Origin of the sequence: Streptomyces sp. CHD11, assembly GCF_018638295.1 — a bacterium.
Classification (GTDB): Bacteria; Actinomycetota; Actinomycetes; order Streptomycetales; family Streptomycetaceae; genus Streptomyces.
Map to the genome: position 1 here is coordinate 382539 of NZ_JABTTS010000002.1, position 17415 is coordinate 399953.

Annotated in this window: 12 protein-coding genes and 1 pseudogene; 8 read left to right on the forward strand and 5 right to left on the reverse strand. The window is 74.0% G+C overall.

Annotation, left to right across the window (positions count from 1 at the left end):
* The first annotated feature begins 292 nt into the window (after positions 1-292).
* Both HTV45_RS03495 and HTV45_RS03500 read left to right on the forward strand, forming a co-directional pair.
* On the forward strand, positions 293-1417 hold the full coding sequence (locus HTV45_RS03495) for an aminopeptidase P family protein (RefSeq protein WP_215204080.1): 1125 nt from the start codon (positions 293-295) through the stop codon (positions 1415-1417).
* Between the two features lie 49 nt (positions 1418-1466).
* A complete protein-coding gene (locus tag HTV45_RS03500; protein ID WP_215204081.1) occupies positions 1467-2426 on the forward strand; it encodes an aminoglycoside phosphotransferase family protein in 960 nt (319 codons plus the stop codon).
* Positions 2427-2474: 48 nt separating this feature from the next.
* Here the strand turns inward: HTV45_RS03500 and treZ are convergent, their stop codons facing one another.
* Positions 2475-4220 (reverse strand): malto-oligosyltrehalose trehalohydrolase, encoded by a 1746-nt coding sequence (gene treZ, locus HTV45_RS03505; RefSeq protein WP_215204082.1) that lies wholly within the window; start codon positions 4218-4220, stop codon positions 2475-2477.
* A gap of 175 nt (positions 4221-4395) precedes the next feature.
* Between treZ and HTV45_RS03510 the strand changes: the two genes are divergently transcribed.
* Complete coding sequence (locus tag HTV45_RS03510; RefSeq protein ID WP_215204083.1) at positions 4396-4947, forward strand: FHA domain-containing protein; 552 nt, start codon at positions 4396-4398, stop codon at positions 4945-4947.
* A gap of 258 nt (positions 4948-5205) precedes the next feature.
* On the forward strand, positions 5206-5625 hold the full coding sequence (locus HTV45_RS03515) for an SSI family serine proteinase inhibitor (RefSeq protein WP_215204084.1): 420 nt from the start codon (positions 5206-5208) through the stop codon (positions 5623-5625).
* 164 nt (positions 5626-5789) lie between these two features.
* On the opposite strand, the gene HTV45_RS03520 is transcribed toward HTV45_RS03515, so the two are convergent.
* The 3 genes from HTV45_RS03520 to glgX all read right to left on the reverse strand — a co-directional run bounded on the left by HTV45_RS03520 (position 5790) and on the right by glgX (position 11888).
* Complete coding sequence (locus HTV45_RS03520) at positions 5790-7034, reverse strand: M14 family zinc carboxypeptidase (protein ID WP_215204085.1); 1245 nt, start codon at positions 7032-7034, stop codon at positions 5790-5792.
* Positions 7035-7248: 214 nt separating this feature from the next.
* Complete coding sequence (treY, locus tag HTV45_RS03525) at positions 7249-9597, reverse strand: malto-oligosyltrehalose synthase (protein WP_215204086.1); 2349 nt, start codon at positions 9595-9597, stop codon at positions 7249-7251.
* Positions 9598-9743: 146 nt separating this feature from the next.
* Positions 9744-11888: a glycogen debranching protein GlgX gene (gene glgX / locus HTV45_RS03530; RefSeq protein ID WP_215204087.1), complete on the reverse strand. Its 2145-nt coding sequence runs from the start codon at positions 11886-11888 to the stop codon at positions 9744-9746.
* 268 nt (positions 11889-12156) lie between these two features.
* Here glgX and HTV45_RS03535 point away from each other — a divergent pair, with 268 nt between their 5' ends.
* The 3 genes and pseudogenes from HTV45_RS03535 to HTV45_RS03545 all read left to right on the forward strand — a co-directional run bounded on the left by HTV45_RS03535 (position 12157) and on the right by HTV45_RS03545 (position 14578).
* Complete coding sequence (locus HTV45_RS03535) at positions 12157-13428, forward strand: SAV2148 family HEPN domain-containing protein (RefSeq protein WP_215204115.1); 1272 nt, start codon at positions 12157-12159, stop codon at positions 13426-13428.
* Between the two features lie 134 nt (positions 13429-13562).
* A pseudogene (locus HTV45_RS03540) lies at positions 13563-13799 on the forward strand (3'-5' exonuclease); the annotation flags it as partial.
* Between the two features lie 53 nt (positions 13800-13852).
* Positions 13853-14578, forward strand: a complete 726-nt coding sequence (locus HTV45_RS03545; protein WP_215204088.1) for a 3'-5' exonuclease — start codon at positions 13853-13855, stop codon at positions 14576-14578.
* A 233-nt stretch (positions 14579-14811) separates the two neighbouring features.
* Here the strand turns inward: HTV45_RS03545 and HTV45_RS03550 are convergent, their stop codons facing one another.
* On the reverse strand, positions 14812-15675 hold the full coding sequence (locus HTV45_RS03550) for an aminoglycoside phosphotransferase family protein (protein WP_215204089.1): 864 nt from the start codon (positions 15673-15675) through the stop codon (positions 14812-14814).
* Positions 15676-16141: 466 nt separating this feature from the next.
* Between HTV45_RS03550 and mgt the strand changes: the two genes are divergently transcribed.
* Complete coding sequence (gene mgt / locus HTV45_RS03555) at positions 16142-17341, forward strand: macrolide-inactivating glycosyltransferase (protein ID WP_215204090.1); 1200 nt, start codon at positions 16142-16144, stop codon at positions 17339-17341.
* Positions 17342-17415 lie beyond the last annotated feature (74 nt).

Below are 17415 nucleotides of genomic sequence, written 5' to 3' on the forward strand. Positions count from 1 at the left end.
GGCGCGGAGGCGCCGGCCCATGCCGTCGGGGCCGCGGAAGGCGGAGCCCGCCCGAGCATCCCGGACCGCGCTCTGCCCGCCTCCCCGGGCAGTCCTGGTATCCGGGTGGTCGGGACAGGGGACCACCACCGGTCGCCGTACGTGATCACCTCGTGCACTCCCGGCCCGGGACGGGGCCGGTCACGGGTTGCGGCGGGTCACGGTGCGAACACGGCGAACCGGCTCGCGCGGCCCCCGTCCGGCGGGCAGGATGCTGCCCGTAGCCCTGATCTCCGCCCTGGGAGGCCCCCGGATGACCGGCACCGCCGCTGCCTTCACCGCCGACGACTACAAGGCCCGCAGGGAACGTGCGGCGCGGCAGGCCGCCGGGGCCGGGCTCGCCGGACTGCTCGTGGCGCCCGGCCCCGACCTGCTGTGGCTCACCGGCTACACCCCCACCGCGGTCACCGAGCGGCCCACCCTGCTGGTCCTGGCGGCCGGCCGGGACCCCGTGCTCGTCGTCCCCGCCCTGGAGGCCCCGGACGCCGAGCGCGCCCTCGGCGCCTCCGCCCTGACCCTGCGGGACTGGACCGACGGCAAGGACCCCTACGCCGCCACCGCCGCCCTCCTCGGCACGGACGGCCGGTTCGGCATCAGCGACAACACCTGGGCCATGCACCTGCTGGGCCTTCAGCAGGCACTGCCCGATTCCTCGTACGCCTCCCTCACCGAGGCCCTGCCGATGCTGCGCGCCGTCAAGGACGCCGCGGAACTGGAACTCCTGGCCGCGGCCGGTGCCGCCGCCGACGCGGCCTTCGAGGAGATCCGGGCCGTCCCCTTCTCCGGCCGCCGGGAGTCAGAGGTGGCCGCCGACCTCGCCGCCCTGCTGCGCCGGTTCGGACACTCCCAGGTCGACTTCACGATCGTCGCCTCCGGCCCCAACGGGGCCAACCCGCACCACGAGGCCGGCGACCGCGTCATCGAACGCGGAGACATGGTCGTCCTTGACTTCGGCGGCCTCCGGGACGGCTACGGATCCGACACCTCCCGCACCGTCCACGTCGGCGAACCCACCGATGAGGAACGCCGGGTGCACGACCTCGTGCGGGAGGCACAGGAGGCGGGCTTTCGCGCGGTGCGGCCCGGCGCCGCCTGCCAGGAGGTCGACCGCGCCGCCCGCGCGGTCATCGCCGACGCCGGGTACGGCGAGTACTTCATCCACCGCACCGGGCACGGCATCGGTGTCACCACGCACGAGCCGCCCTACATGATCGAGGGGGAGGAACAGCCCCTCGTCCCCGGCATGTGCTTCTCCGTCGAACCCGGCATCTATCTCCCCGGCCGGTTCGGGGTGCGCATCGAGGACATCGTGACCGTGACCGAGGACGGCGGGCGGCGGCTGAACAACACCACGCGGGAGATGGTCATAGTGGACTGAACCAGCCCTCCGCCCCTCCCCTGCCCCACCGAACGGCAACGGCGCGACCATGACCCAGGCACCGACACCCACGGCGGACACCGTCCGCAGACTGGCCCGTACCCTGCTGAAGGACGGCGCGGGCGACGGCGGCGCGGCGTCCGCCGGGCCCCCGGTCCGGCCCGTCACCGAGGGCCCCGCGCCCGTCACCTGGTGGGTCGGCCCCCGCCATGTGCTGCGCCTCGCCCCCGACCCCGGGGTGAGCGCACGCCGGCGCCGCGAACCGCGGCTGCGCGACCTCGTCCGCCCGCACGTCCCCGTCGCCCTGCCGGCCGGGGTGGCGCAGGCCGAGTGGGCGCCCGGTCTGCTCTGCACCCTCGACACCAGGCTGCCCGGCGCGACGGCGGAGGAGCACACCGTGTCCGCCGTCGGCGAGACCGACCTGGCCGGGCTGCTCACGGGGCTGCGCGAGGTACCGGCCCGGCAGGCGGAGACACTCGGCGCGCCACGCGTCTCCCCGCGGTCCCTCGCGGCCCTGCGCGGAGCCGCCGCAGACGCCGCCGAACGGCTCGCCGCCGCCGACGAGTTCGACCCGTTCCGGCTGAACCGGCTCACCCCGCCCGCAGCGGTCCAGCTGGCCGCCCAGCCGGGTACTGCGGTCCTCGTCCATCACGCCCTCACCGGCGGGCACCTCCTGGTCGGCGCGGACGGCCGGGTCCGCGGGGTCCTCGGCTGGGACGCGGCGGTGGTCGGCGACCCGGCCGAGGACATCGCGGGCCTCGCGATCGCCGTCGGCGCCCCGGCCGCCGTACGCGCCGCCACCCTCGCCGGGTACGGCGCCCGCCCCTGCCTGCGCGGCCTGTGGCTGGCCCGCTGCGACACCCTGATCCACCTGGCCGGGGCGCTCACCGGCCGCACCGCCACCGCCCCGGCCCTCCTGCGCACCCGGCTGCGGCGCGCCTGGGAGCCGATCATGCTGGAACGCGTGACCGACCTCAGAGCCGCCGACGCCGCCGACGAGACGCCCTGACCCGGCCCCGCCCGAGCCCGCACCCCGCCTGCGAGACGCCACCGGGGCTCACTCCTGCAGGAGCACCACCGCCGACTCCGCGGGCAGGTGCAGTACCCCGTCCGCACCCGGTGCTTCCACGGGCTCCCACGCCGCGAGGACGCGGGCGCCGGGGACGCCGAGGGGGATGGCCGCCGGCCGGCCGGCGAGGTTCACCGCCACCCGGACGTCGCCGCGCCGGAAGGCGAGCCAGCGCTGTTCCTCGTCATAGGCCACCTTGGTGTCGCCGAGGTCGGGGTCGGTGAGGTCCGGCTGGGCGTGGCGCACGGCGACCAGCAGCCGGTACCAGGCCAGGACACGCGCGTGCGGATCGCGTTCCGGCTCCGACCAGTCCAGGCAGGAGCGCTCCCGGGTGGCGGGGTCCTGCGGGTCGGGCACGTCCTCCCTGGCCCAGCCGTGCGCCGCGAACTCCCGGCGCCTGCCGTCGCTCACCGCCTTCGCGAGCTCCGGATCGGTGTGGTCGGTGAAGAACTGCCAGGGAGTGCCCGCCGCCCACTCCTCGCCCATGAACAGCATCGGCGTGAAGGGAGCGGTCAGCGTCAGCGCCGCCGCGCAGGCCAGCAGCCCGGGGGAGGCCAGCGCGGCCAGCCGGTCCCCCTGGGCGCGGTTGCCCACCTGGTCGTGGGTCTGGCTGTAGCCGAGGAGCCGGTGTCCGGCCACCCGGGTGCGGTCCAGCGGGCGGCCGTGGTGCCTGCCCCGGAAGCTGGAGTAGGTTCCGTCGTGGAAGAAGCCGCCGGTGAGCGTCTTGGCCAGCGCCGCGAAGGGGGCGCGCGCGAAGTCGGCGTAGTAGCCCCGCGACTCGCCCGTCAGCGCGGCGTGCACGGCATGGTGGAAGTCGTCGTTCCACTGTGCGTGCAGTCCGAAGCCGCCGTCCCTGCGCGGTGTGACGACCCGGGGGTCGTTCAGATCCGACTCGGCGATCAGGAACAGCGGCCGGCCCGTGTCGGCGGACAGCTCGTCCACCGCGCGGGACAGCTCCTCCAGGAAGTGGTACGCGCGGGTGTCCACCAGCGCGTGCACCGCGTCCAGCCGCAGACCGTCGATCCGGTAGTCCCGCAGCCACGCCAGCGCGCTGTCCACGAGATACGCGCGCACCTCGTCGGAGCCGGGCGCGTCCAGATTGACCGCCGCACCCCACGGGGTGTGATGGGTGTCCGTGAAGTACGGGCCGAAGAGGGGCAGATAGTTCCCCGACGGCCCCAGGTGGTTGTGCACCACGTCCAGGACGACGCCGAGACCCAGCGCGTGCGCCCGGTCGGCGAACCGTTTCAGCCCTTCGGGCCCGCCGTACGGCTCGTGCACCGCCCACAGCGACACCCCCTCGTAGCCCCACCCGTGCCGGCCCGGGAACGGGCACACCGGCATCAGCTCCACATGCGTCACGCCCAGATCCACGAGATGACCGAGCCGCTCGGCGGCGGCGTCGAAGGTGCCCTCGCGCGTGTACGTGCCCACGTGCAGCTCGTACAGCACCGCGCCGGGCAGCGGGCGGCCGGCCCACCGGGCCCGCCAGGTGAAGCGGTCGTGGTCGACGACGGCGCTCAACCCGTCCGGTCCGTCGGGCTGGCGGCGCGAGCGCGGATCGGGCAGTACGGGGCTGTCGTCCAGCGAGAAGCCGTACCGGGAGCCCTCGCGCGCCCCGGCCTCTCCCCGCCACCACCCCTCACGTTCAGGATCGCGCTCCATCGCGCGCGTGACGCCGTCGCACTGGAGCGTCACTGCGCCGGCCTGCGGTGCCCACACCTCGAACTGCACGGACGGTTCCCCTTCGTCTGCTCACCGTGATGTAGCGCCTCCATCGTGCGCCATCGGAGATCGATTCGCCGGGGGATTTCCCCTTTCGCGGAGGGTGTCGCCGGGTACGCCCGCGCACCGGCCGTTTCCCCGGGTTTCTGGACAGCCCGGCCGTCGCTGACCGACAATCAACAGCGTGACGTCGTCCTTCGAGTTCCACACGTACCCCGCGAGGCTGTCCGACGCGGAGCGCGACAAGGCGCTGAGCGTGCTGAGGGACGGTGCCGCCACGGGCCGCCTCTCCCACGACACCTTCGTCCGGCGCATGGAACTCGCCCTCGCCGCGCGGCGTTCCGACGAACTCGCCGCGCTCACCGCGGACCTCACCACGGAAGGCCGCCTGTCCCGGCTCGTGTTCGGCGCGGTGGGGGCCGTCTCCGGCTTCACCGTGCGGCTGCGCCGGGCCTGGCAGGCCGAGAAGCTGCCCAAACTGCTGCTGCCCCAGCCGGCGGCCGGTCACCCGCTGCGCATAGGGCGCGATCCCGCCAGCGGACTGCGGATCAGCCACGAGACGGTGTCCCGCGTACACGCCGAACTCCGTCACCAGGGCGGACTGTGGGTGCTGCGGGACCTCGGCTCGACCAACGGGACCACAGTGAACGGACGTCGGGTGGTCGGCGCGGCCGTCGTCCGGGAGGGCGACCAGATCGGCTTCGGGCAGATCAACTACCGGCTCGCCGCGAACTGACCCGCGGTGCGGCGCCCCGCCGGCCCCCCCGCGGCCGCCGTGGTGTGGCGGGAACGCCGCCGGAGCGGGACCGGCTGACCGACGCGCGGTGCGCCGACTGCCGGGACGGCCTCGTGGTGCGCTGGATCCGGTCGCGCGCCAGGCCGGGCACCGGCTCGTCCTCGCCGCGTCCGCGCCGGCGGTACGGCGGACACCCGCACCCTCCCGTTCGGGTGAGCGGGACTGGGGTCCGGGGACCGCCGTGCCGATGCAACGGGAATGACGCACACCTCACCGAAGACCGTACGGGCGGTACTGCTCACCGCCCTCGCCCTGCTCGCTTGCGCGGCACCCGCACGGGCCGGTGCCGGGCACCACCCCGGCCCGGACAGCCGGCTGCTGCTCACGGTCGGCCGCGGGGAAACGCCGGCGGCGGAGGGCGGCACGGTGCTGTGGTGCGACCCGCCGGAGGGCCGGCACCGGCGTGCCGCCGACGCCTGCGCGGAGCTGGCCGCGGCGGACGGGCGGATCTCCGCCATCCCGGTGAAGGATGCCATCTGCCCGATGGTCTACGCGCCGGTGACGGCACGGGCGAGCGGGACCTGGCGCGGCCGGCCGGTCGCGTACTCCGAAACCTTCCCCAACACCTGCACACTGACCGCCCGCACAGGCGCCGTCTTCGCCCTGGACCCCGCCTGACCCCTCCCGGAGGGAACGCGGCACCCCCACCGCCCCAGCGGCACGACTGCCCGCGACTGTGCGGACGCGGCCCGCCGCTGCGGTGGGGGGACTGCCCGCGGCTATGCGGGGTGTGGGCCTGTCCGCAGCCCCTCCCGAAGGGCTGTGCGGTGCGGCCGACGGAGCTACAGGGCCCGTTCGCGGGCGTGGTGCGCCGCCGCCACCACCGCGCGGGACTGGTGCTCGACCTGGTGCTCCACCGGCACCCACCGCGCACGAAAGCGCGTGGCGAACGCGTCGCTCCAGTGCCCGACCAGCCGCTCGAGCCGCGCCGCCGCCCGCGCGTCGGTCCCGCTGAGCGCCCGCCGCAGCATCGCCGCCGCCCTGAGCGGCACCCGCCGCGCGAACGCGTCCACGCTGCCCACGTACGCCCGTGTGCCGTTGGCCGGCGGCGTGCGGACCAGGTCGGCGGCCAGCCCCGGCACCAGCTCCAGCCCCCACGCCGCCGCCCGCAGCAGCGGGCCACCGGTGTCCCCCGGCCTCGCCTCCTCCAGCACCCTGCGCACCTCACCCGCGTCCCGCAGCAGCCGCTCCGCGAGCCGGTGCATCGCCGCGTCCGGTGCCGGATGCGGCGCGGGGTCGTCCACCAGGTCGCTCGCCCACATCGGCACCTCGATCACCGCGGTCATGCCTCCGTACCGGTGTGCGTGGTACCAGGTGCTGTGCCGGGCGTCGTCGGTCAGGCTCGGATAGGCCGGCGCGGCCTCAGGCGCCGGCATGACGTGCACCCCGGGACCGGACGCGGGCCAGCCCGCCGCGTCCGAGGCGCCCGTCTCCACCGGGATGTGCAGCTGCGCCGCCGACTTGGCGAACGGCTCGGCCAGCCCGGGTACGTCCCGCGTCAACTGCACCCAGCTTCCGCCCAGCTCGGTACCGTGCAGGGACACCTGCAGATAGGGCCGCAGTTCGTCGATCACCCCGGTCAGTGCCCGGGTCTCCGGCGGCAGCCGGTCGGGCGGCAGCACCGAAGGCGCCCACTCCGGCTGCTCCGGCCCCGCGGGACGGAAGAAGCCCAGGTGGTAGTCGTACAGCGTGCGCGGTGCCGGTGTCACGTGGAGGTCCGCGCCATCGGGGTCCGCGCAGAGCAGGAAGTGCCAGGACACGCCGTCACGCAGGTCGGGCTCCCGGGCGGCCCGCCGGGCCAGCGCGAGCAGTGTGCCCCCGCCGGCCGGTTCGTTGGCGTGGGCGCCGGCCACCACCAGGACGGCACGGCGGGCGCGTCCCACGGACAGCAGGTGCAGCGGCCGGCCCGCGCGGGAGAGACCCACCTCCCGCAGCGCGCACAGGCCGGGCCGTCGCACGGCCAGCGCACGGGCGGAGCAGACCAGCTCGGCCACCGTCGGATAGCGCGACTCCCGCAGCGGACTCACCCCCCGTCACACCTGAATCCGCGCCTGTACTGCGCAGTACCCCACGGCCGGGAGACCGTGTCAAGAGCGCGACGGGGGAGACTCCAGGGGCGCCCGGAGGCACACCGGAACCCGCCCGCCGCGCGTGCGTCACCGCTGGTACGGCCCCGTCTCACTGGGTGTCGCAAGCCCCTCGCCGAGCGCCCGCACGGGTGTGCGTGCCCCGGCGCCGGCGTCAGTCCGCGATCCGTTCCAGCAGCGCCACCGGCAGCCGTGCGAACAGGTCCGCCAGGGGCGTGTGCCCGCTGAACTCCCGCGCCGGCTCCAGCACATCGGACCATCGACCCGGCGGCAGCGGCAGTCCCGTGTCGCCCCAGCCGCCCTCGTCCGCCAGCCGCAGCGACAGGCGGGTCACCGCGGTGAGCACCTCCCCGGTGCGCACGAACGCCGTGCAGTGTGCCGCAGCGCTCCCCTCGGCCGGCAGCGGGTCGTACGACGCCGTGTCACCGAAGACCTCCGGCCGCCGTGCCCGCAGCCGCAGCGCCGCCCGCGTCACCGCCTCCTTCTCACTCCCGTCGGCGGCGAACCGCACGGTGCGCCGGTTGTCCGGGTCGACCAGGGCCCGGTACTCGCGCTCCGTGCCCTGGTAGAGATCGGGGACCCCCGGCATCGTCAGATGGACCAGCGCCGCGCCCAGGACGTTCGCCCGGATGTGCGGCTCCAGCGTCGCGCGGAACGCGGCCACCCGCTCGCCCGGCACCCCGCACGGCCCGGCCGCCACGAACCGCTCCACCGCCTCCTCGTACGGCTGCTGCTGCTCCGTCCAGCTGGTGTGCAGACCCGCCTCCCGGACATGTTTCAGCAGCGCCTCCCGCACCCGCTCCTCCTGCGCCGGCCCCAGCCCGAACACCGTCTGCCAGGCCGCCCACGCCAGCTGCGCGTCGGGTACACCCTCGCCGTCGCGTGTCACCCCGGCGAGGACGTCCGTCCAGCGTCCGGGGCACTCGGTCAGCACCTGCAGCGCGGCCCGCACATCGGCGCTGCGCTTCGCGTCGTGCGTCGACAGGACCGTCCCGGTGACCGGCCAGTCGCGCTGCACGCGCGCGCAGTACGCGTGGAAGCGTTCCGGGGACACCGCCGGGCTGCCGGGCTCACCGCCCACCTCGGTCGCCGACAGCAGCGGTACGTAGCGGTAGAACGCGGTGTCCTCGACGGACTTGGCCCGCAGCGCCGACGCGGTCTGCGCGAACCGGGTACGGAACTCCGCGTACGCCGGCCCGTCCCCGTGCCGCCCGAGCACCAGGTCCCTTACGACGTCCACGGCCGCGGCCTCCTCGGGGACGGCGAAGGCGCGCCGGGCCTGCGCCGCGGCCTCCTCGGTGACCACCGCGCCCGCGTCCACGGAGGCGTAGGGACGGTAGACCTCCAGCCGGACCAGCAGCTCCCGCAGCGCCGTGCGCAGCGCCCAGGGCGCCCGGTCGCGCAGGGCGGTCTCGGCGGAGGTCGCGCACAGCCGGCTCGTCAGCCGGGTCAGCCGGTCCATCTCCGTCGCCAGCTCATGGGTGAGCACCTTGTACGCGGCGCGCCGCACCGTGGCGTCCCAGTCGCCGCCCCGGTCCGGCTGCGGGGCCGCGAACCTCCGGTACCGGCCGAGCAGTTCCCCGAACCCGGCCGGGTCCGTGAACAGGCCGTCCACGTGCCGCAGGGCGTCGTAGCCGGTGGTGCCCGCGACCGGCCAGGAGGCGGGCAGCGTCTCGCCGTCGGCGAGGATCTTCTCCACCACCGTCCACCGGCCGCCCGTGGCCTCGTGCAGCCGCCGCAGGTAGCCGTCGGGGTCGGCGAGCCCGTCGGGGTGGTCGACGCGCAGCCCGTCGATCACCCCCTCCCGGAGCAGCTGGAGGATCTTGGCGTGGGTCGCCTCGAACACCTCGGGGTCCTCCACCCGCACTCCGATCAGCTCGGAGATGCTGAAGAACCGCCGGTAGTTCAGCTCGGTGCGGGCCAGCCGCCACCACACGGGCCGGTACCACTGCGCGTCCAGCAGCCGCGGCAGCGGCAGGCCGGCGGTGCCCGTCCGCAGCGGGAAGACATGATCGTAGTAGCGCAGTACGCCGCCGTCGGACGTGAGCCGGCCGATCTCCTCGCCGAGCGGCCCGCCGAGCACCGGCAGCAGGAGCTGTCCGCCCTGCGCCTCCCAGTCGATGTCGAACCACCGTGCGTGGGGTGAGGAGGGGCCGTCGCGCAGCACCTCCCACAGCGCGTGGTTGTGACGCGGGGACATCGCCATGTGGTTCGGGACGATGTCCACGATCAGCCCGAGTCCGTGCTCCCGGGCGGTGCGCGCCAGTTCCCGCAGTCCCTCCTCGCCGCCGAGTTCCTCGCGCACGCGGGCGTGGTCCACCACGTCGTAGCCGTGCGGCGAGCCGGGGACGGCCTCCAGGACGGGCGACAGATGCAGATGGGACACGCCGAGCGAGGCCACGTACGGCACGGCGTCCGCCGCAGCCCGGAACGGGAAGCCGGGCTGCAGCTGCAGCCGGTAGGTGGCCGTGGGCACCAGCGGGTCAGGTCGCTCAGGGGTCATGGGAAGCTACGTACCCGCGTGGCCGCTTCTCGTGTCATCGCTCCTCCGATCGGGGGTGGCGGGCGGGACGTCTTCGCCGGCTCCGCCCCGGGGCCGGGACGGCGAGGGGCGGCGGGGGCGGAAGGACGCGGGGGCCGCGCGCCCGTCTACACCGGCCGTCGCAGCACCGTCAGGCTGCGGTCGGTCAGCGTCAGCCGGGTGCCGGCCGCCGGCTCCGGGCCGGTGCCCGGTGGTACGCCGTCCGCGCGGGCGGTGTCGACGACCACCTGCCACCGCGGGCCGTGGTCGGCCGGCACCACGAAGTCCAGCGGCTTCGGGGAGGCGTTGAACATCAGCAGGAACGAGTCGTCGGTGATCCGCTCACCACGCTGGCCGGGCTCGGAGATCGCGTTGCCGTTGAGGAACACCGTCAGCGCCGACGCCCGCGCGCCGTCCCAGTCCCGCTGGGTCATCTCCGTGCCCTCGGGAGTGAACCAGGCGATGTCGGAGAGGTCGTCGTGGGTGCCCTCCACCGGCCGGCCGTGGAAGAAGCGGCGCCGGCGGAGGACCGGGTGGTCCTTGCGCAGCCACACCATCGCGCGGGTGAACTCCAGCAGTTGCCGGCGCAGGTCCTCCGCGCCGTCCTCCTCCCCCTCCCCGGGGGGCACGGGCCAGTCGAGCCACGCCAGCTCGTTGTCCTGGCAGTAGGCGTTGTTGTTGCCGCGCTGGGTGCGGGCCACCTCGTCGCCGTGGCTGATCATCGGCACGCCCTGGGAGAGCATCAGCGTCGCGATGAAGTTGCGCATCTGCCGGGCCCGCAGCCGCAGTACGTCCGCGTCGTCGGTCTCCCCCTCGGCCCCGCAGTTCCAGGACCGGTTGTGGCTCTCGCCGTCCCGGTTGTCCTCGCCGTTGGCCTCGTTGCGCTTGTCGTTGTAGGAGACCAGGTCGTGCAGGGTGAAACCGTCGTGGCAGGTGACGAAGTTGATCGAGGCCAGCGGGCGCCGCCCGTCGTCCTGGTACAGGTCGGAGGAGCCGGTGAGGCGGGAGGCGAACTCCGCGAGCGTGCGCGGCTCGCCCCGCCACAGGTCCCGCACGGTGTCGCGGTACTTGCCGTTCCACTCGGTCCACAGCGGCGGGAAGTTGCCCACCTGGTAACCGCCCTCGCCCACGTCCCAGGGTTCGGCGATCAGCTTCACCTGGGAGACGACCGGGTCCTGCTGGACCAGGTCGAAGAACGACGACAGCCGGTCCACCTCGTGGAACTGCCGTGCGAGGGTGGCCGCGAGGTCGAAGCGGAACCCGTCGACGTGCATCTCCGTGACCCAGTACCGCAGCGAGTCCATGATCATCTGGAGGACGTGCGGGGACCGCATGAGCAGGGAGTTCCCGGTGCCCGTCGTGTCCATGTAGTAACGGGGATCGTCGGTGAGCCGGTAGTACGAGGGGTTGTCCAGCCCCTTGAAGGACAGTGTGGGGCCCAGGTGGTTGCCCTCGGCGGTGTGGTTGTAGACGACGTCCAGGATCACCTCGATCCCCGCCTCGTGCAGCGCCTTCACCGCCGACTTGAACTCCAGCACCTGCTGCCCGCGGTCGCCCCAGGACGCGTAGGCGTTGTGCGGGGCGAAGAAGCCGATGGTGTTGTAGCCCCAGTAGTTGTTCAGCCCCATGTCGACCAGCCGGTGGTCGTTCACGAACTGGTGCACCGGCATCAGCTCCAGCGCCGTCACCCCCAGCTCGGTCAGATGCTCGATCACCGCCGGGTGCGCCAGGGCCGCGTAGGTGCCGCGCAGCTCCTCCGGCAGCCCCGGATGGCGCATGGTGAGGCCCTTCACATGGGCCTCGTAGATCACCGTGTGGTGGTACTCCGTACGGGGGCGCCGGTCGTCGCCCCAGTCGAAGTACGGGTTGACCACGACCGACGTCATGGTGTGCGGCGCCGAGTCGAGGTCGTTGCGCCGGTCGGGGTCGTCGAAGTGGTAGCCGTACACCTCCTCGCCCCACCGCACGGACCCGCTGATCGCACGCGCGTACGGGTCGAGCAACAGCTTCGCGGAGTTGCAGCGCAGCCCCCGCTCGGGGGCGTACGGTCCGTGCGCACGGAAGCCGTACCGCTGCCCGGGCATGATCCCGGGCAGGTACGCGTGCCGCACGAACGCGTCGCTCTCGCGCAGTTCGATCGCCGTCTCGGAGCCGTCGTCGTGCAGCAGACACAGCTCTACTCGGTCCGCGGCCTCCGTGAAGACCGCGAAGTTCGTTCCGGCGCCGTCGTACGTGGCACCGAGCGGATACGCCTCGCCAGGCCAGACCTGCATGGTCACGACTCTTTCAGGTGTACGGCGCCGGTGGGGCGCCTTGGCTCCGAGTGTTCCCGTGTCTCCCCGAAATGCGGGACCCACCTTCTACCCACGTCTGTGCGGCCCACGGCCCGCGCACCGGCCCGAGCCGTATGAAACCGCTCACTGGAGGGGAACCGGACGGGCGGAACCTTCGCGCGGTGCGGGGAAGTTGAGAAACGACCCTGTCCATCGGGCTGCACCGTGTGCCGTCGGCGGAGTACGCTCCTTGATCGTTGGGACGGGAGTGCTCGGGGGAGTGGAAGGCGGTACGCGGGTGGGCGCGGGAGGGCTGGAACTGCCCCCTGGTGACGACGGTCACGAGGGGAGTGGCTCCACGGGCGTCCCGCCCGGGGCGGTGTCCCTGGCACGGCCGATGGACGCGGGTTCGATCGGGCCGGAACTGGACTGGGGCGCCGACGCCTGGCGTGAGGTGCGCACCCGTGCCCAGCGGGCCGGCCGCGCCTACATCTGGCTGAACCTGGTGGAACAGCGGCTGCGCGCGGTCGTCGCCGCCGTGCTGCGTCCCGTCTACGAACCGGTGCACGGCGACGAGTGGGTGGTGGCCGCCGCGGGACCCGCCGGGCAGGAGTGGGTGCAGCGCGCCGCCGCGGTGCGCGAGGTCAGCCGCCGCAAGGGCTATCTGCTCGACCCGGCCGACGACAACGTGCTGTCCTTCCTCACCCTGCCGCAGCTGCGCGAGCTGATGGTCCAGCACTGGCCGTGCTTCGAGCCGTACTTCGACGACCGCCGGGACGTCGAACTGGCCCTGGACGAGCTGGAGGTCACCCGCAACGTCGTCTCCCGCAACCGCGCGCTGTCGGAGGCGGTGCTGAACCAGGCCGAGCGGGCCTCCGCGCGGCTGCTGGAGATGCTCGGCACCGGCGGCGACGTGCCGTCCGCGCGCCGGCTGCCGGTCGACGCGGTCGAGGACCTGATCGGGGACCGGTACGCCGATGTCGTCGCCGTCCATCCCGACCGGGTGCGGCTGCTGCGCCAGTTCCCGGCCGAGGACATCTTCGGCGGGGCCCGTCGTCTGGACGCCCTCGGTATCGGGCTCAACCTGCTGGTGCAGAACTTCTCCGGACGCCGTCTGATGCGGCTCGCCGAGGCCGGCTGCCGGGTGCGGCTGCTGTTCCTGAACCCTGCCTCCAGCGCGGTCAAGCGCCGTGAGCGCGAACTGGGCCTCAAGCGCGGCGAACTCGGCCGCTCCGTCGAGATGAACATCCTCCACATGCGGCGCGTGCGGTCCCGGCTCCGCGACCCGGGTGCCTTCGAGATCCAGGTCTACGACGAGACACCCCGCTGTACGGCCTACCTGGTGGACGGCGACGGGGCCGACGGGATAGCGGTCGTCCAGAACCATCTGCGGCGGGCCCGGGGGATGGAGGCACCCGTCCTGGTGCTGCGCAACGGGAGCAAAGTGGTCAAGCCGGGTGAGGTGGAGGAAGGCGGACTGTTTCCCACCTATCGCGAGGAGTTCGAGCTGATGTGGGCGGATTCGCGGCCGGTGTCGTGAACGCCCCGCTCCGGGGCCGTTCGTGGGGACCCGCTCCGGCCGGTAAGCGGAACGCGGCCCTCTGATTGTCAGTGGCGCGTGTCAGGGTGGAGATCACTGGGGGACGCACCACACAGAAAAAAGGGGGGCAGCCCATGGGCTGGCACCGGGAGCCGCTGATCGGCTTCGACCTGGAGACGACGGGCACCGACCCGCGCGAGGCACGGATCGTCACGGCCGCCGTGACCGAGGTCGGGGCCGAGGAGCCGGCGGGCCGCCGCGCATGGCCGGCCGGCCCGGACGTGCCCGTCCCCGCGGACGCGGTGGCGGTGCACGGCATCAGCACCGAGCGTGCCTCCACCGGGGGCTGTCCCGCCGGCCAGGTCGCCGACGTGTCCCAGGCGTCTCGGGTGTCCCGGGCTGCACTGGTGGGCGGAGTACCGCGATGAGCTGGATCAGTGGCCCGCTGGTGGCCTTCGACCTGGAGACCACAGGGACCGACATCGAGACCGACCGGATCGTCACCGCGGCGGTCGTGGCCGTGGATCCGGACGGGCGTCAGCCGGTACCCCGGACATGGCTGCTCGATCCAGGGGTGACCATCCCCCGACAGGCTTCGGCCATACACGGCATCTCCACCGAACACGCCCGCAGGCACGGGGCGTCGGCGGCCCCCGCGATCGATGAGATCACCTCGGCCGTCGCCGAGACCCTGAACTCGGGGACTCCGCTGGTGGTGATGAACGCGCGGTACGACCTCTCCCTCCTCGACCGCGAGTGCCGACGGTACGGGATCGAGCCGTTGGCCGAGCGGTTGCGTGGAGAGACATCGCCCGTCATCGACCCCCTGGTCCTGGACAAGCACGTGGACCGGTACAGAAGGGGGTCACGCAATCTCCAGGCTCTCTGCGAGTACTACGGCGTGCCGCTCGACGACGCGCACAATGCCGTCGCGGATGCGGTGGCAGCGGCACGTGCGGCGCGCACCATGGGGGTCAGGCATTCGGCCATAGGGGCATTGGCGCCCACGGACCTGCACAACCTGCAGGTGCTCGCGGCGGCCGAGCAGGCCGCGTCGCTGCAGAAGTACCTTCGGCGTACCTCCGACCCGAAGGCGATCGTCGAGCCGGCCTGGCCCGTCATCCCCTATGTCGGCTCGGTCGTCGGCTGACATGGGCTCGTTGCCGCGGGCGCCGGACAGCGGCTCGCGACCGTCCCGGGCGTGCTTCCTGCCCCGTGCCGGCCGGCGGGACCGCACCGCCGGCAGCCCGCGTCGGTACGCCGCGCGGGCGCCGGACTTCCAGGACCTCCCGCGCCGCGGGGGCGACGCGACCGCGGTCGTCGGCGGGGCCCGGCCGCTGTGGGCAGCGGCGGACTCGCGGGTCCGAGCCGTCCGGCGCCGTGTCAGAAGGGGTACCAGCGCACCGTCTCGTCCCCGTCCCGCAGGGACGCCACCCGGCGCTCGAACTCGGCGAGCGCCTTGGGGTTGCCGGGCGCGTGCTGGGACACCCAGGCACAGCTGGCGGTCTCCCGCGCGCCACGCAGCACCGAGCAGCCCTCCCAGGCACGCACGTCCCAGCCGTAGGTTCCGGTGAAGTCGGCGTACGCCTCGCCCGGCAGGCCGTAGCGGTCGTGGGAGAGGGCCATCACCACCAGGTCGTGCTCGCGCAGATCGGCCGAGAAGGTCTCCAGGTCGATCAGGACCGGGCCGTCCGGCCCGATATGCACATTGCGGGGCAGCGCGTCCCCGTGGATGGGCCCCGGCGGCAGTGCGGGCGTCAGCGCCGCCGCGGCCGCCGCGAAGCCGTCGCGCCGTGCGCGCAGATACGCCGCGTCCCCGGGGTCGATCGCGTCGCCCGCCAGGCGCAGCCAGCGTTCCACACCGCCCAGCAGCTCGCGGGGCGGCAGTCCGAACGGCGGCGTGGGCAAGGCGTGGACCAGCCGCAGCAGTTCGGCGAGATCCCGGGGCCCGGCCGGCCGTACCGCCTCCGGCAGCCGGTGCCACACGGTCACCGGGTGCCCCTCGACGAGCAGCGCCTCGGGTTCGGCCGCCCGCACGGCGGGCACGCCCTGGGCCGCCAGCCACCCGGCGATGTTCAGCTCCCGGCGGGCCCGGTCCAGCAACTCGGCGTCGCGGCCCACCTTGACGGCCAGGTCACCGGCGGCGAACACCGCGTTCTCGCCGAGGGCGAGCAGTGTGACGTCCCGTGCAGCGCCGGGCAGTACTCCGGCCGCCGCGAGTACGTCCCGCGCCCGTGCCTCGTCCATCCGTCCCCTCCATGTCCGTCCGCGTCCGGCCCCGGGTACCGGCCGGACGTCGGCCAGTGTCGCATTCGCACAGGTCGCAGGTGCGCGGCGGCTTGACGGGCGGGGTGCTTCCACAGCCGTGGCAGTGCCCGCCGGCGCCGCCCGGCGGCCCGGTCCGGCGACATCGGCGGTCCCGGTGGCCGGAGGAGGGCCGGCCGTGGCGCGCGCCTGATCAGGGCTGCTCCCCGCCGGCAGCGCCGCCGGTCACGGCCCGTGGTCCGGGGGCCCGCCCCTTCGGCGGGTGCCTGCCGCCCGCCCTTTCGCCCTCCCCGTCACGGCGCTCGGCCGTGCTCGCCCGCAGGGGCGCCGCGGGGCGCGACCGCCGCGCGATTCCGGCGCGCGCCGTCACGCGTCCCGCTGACCGGCTCCGTCGGTGCCTCACGAAACCCGGTTGCACGAGACGTATCGTCTCGCCTATGGTCCCCGTATGACCACTCCCGCGCACATCGCCATGTTCTCCATCGCCGCCCACGGGCACGTGAACCCGAGCCTCGAGGTGATCCGTGAGCTCGTGACGCGCGGCCACCGGGTGACCTACGCCATCCCGCCCCTCTTCGCCGGGAAGGTCGCCGCGACGGGCGCCGAACCCAAGCTGTGGAACAGCACGCTGCCGGGCCCCGACGACGACCCGGAGGCGTGGGGGACCACGCTGCTGGACAACGTCGAGCCGTTCCTGGACGACGCCGTCCAGGCGCTTCCGCAGCTCATCGAGGCGTACGAGGGCGACCTCCCCGACCTCGTGCTGCACGACATCACCTCCTACCCGGCGCGGGTGCTCGCCCACCGCTGGGGCGTGCCCGCGGTCTCCCTCTCGCCGAACCTCGTCGCCTGGGACGGATACGAGAAGGAGGTCGCCGAGCCGATGTGGGAGGAGCCGGGGAAGACCGAGCGGGGGCAGGCCTACCACGCCCGTTTCCGCGCATGGCTGGAGGAGCACGGGATCGACCTGTCCCCGGAGGACTTCGGGGGCCGCCCCGCCCGCTCGATCGTCCTGATCCCCAGGGCGCTCCAGCCGAACGCCGACCGGGTGGACGAGAGCGTGCACTCCTTCGTGGGCGCCTGCCAGGGCGACCGCGGCGCGGAGGGCGGCTGGCAGCGGCCGGACGGCGCCGAGAGGGTCGCCCTGGTGTCGCTCGGGTCGTCCTTCACCAAGCAGCCGTCCTTCTACCGGGAGTGCGTGGAGGCGTTCGCCGGTCTGCCCGGCTGGCATCTGGTGCTCCAGATCGGCCGGCATGTCGACCCCGCCGAGCTGGGGGACGTCCCGGACAACGTCGAGGTGCGCTCCTGGGTGCCGCAGCTCGCGATTCTCCGCCAGGCGGACCTGTTCGTCACCCACGCGGGCGCCGGCGGCAGCCAGGAGGGGCTGGCGACGGCCACGCCGATGATCGCCGTACCGCAGGCGGTGGACCAGTTCGGCAACGCGGACATGCTCCAGGGGCTGGGCGTGGCGCGCCACGTCCCCATGGAAGAGGCGACCGCGCAGACCCTGCGGGCCGCCGCCCTCACCCTCGTCGGCGATCCGGAGGTCGCCCGGCGGCTGCGGGACATCAAGGCCGAGATGGCGCGGGAGGGCGGTACGGTCCGGGCCGCCGACCTGATCGAGGCGGAGCTGCCCGAGCGGCGCTGACCCGGCTGCGGGCGGGGCCGTCGCCTCCCGGGCATGCGCGGGGGAGGCGACGGCCCCGAGACGGGGGGGGGGGG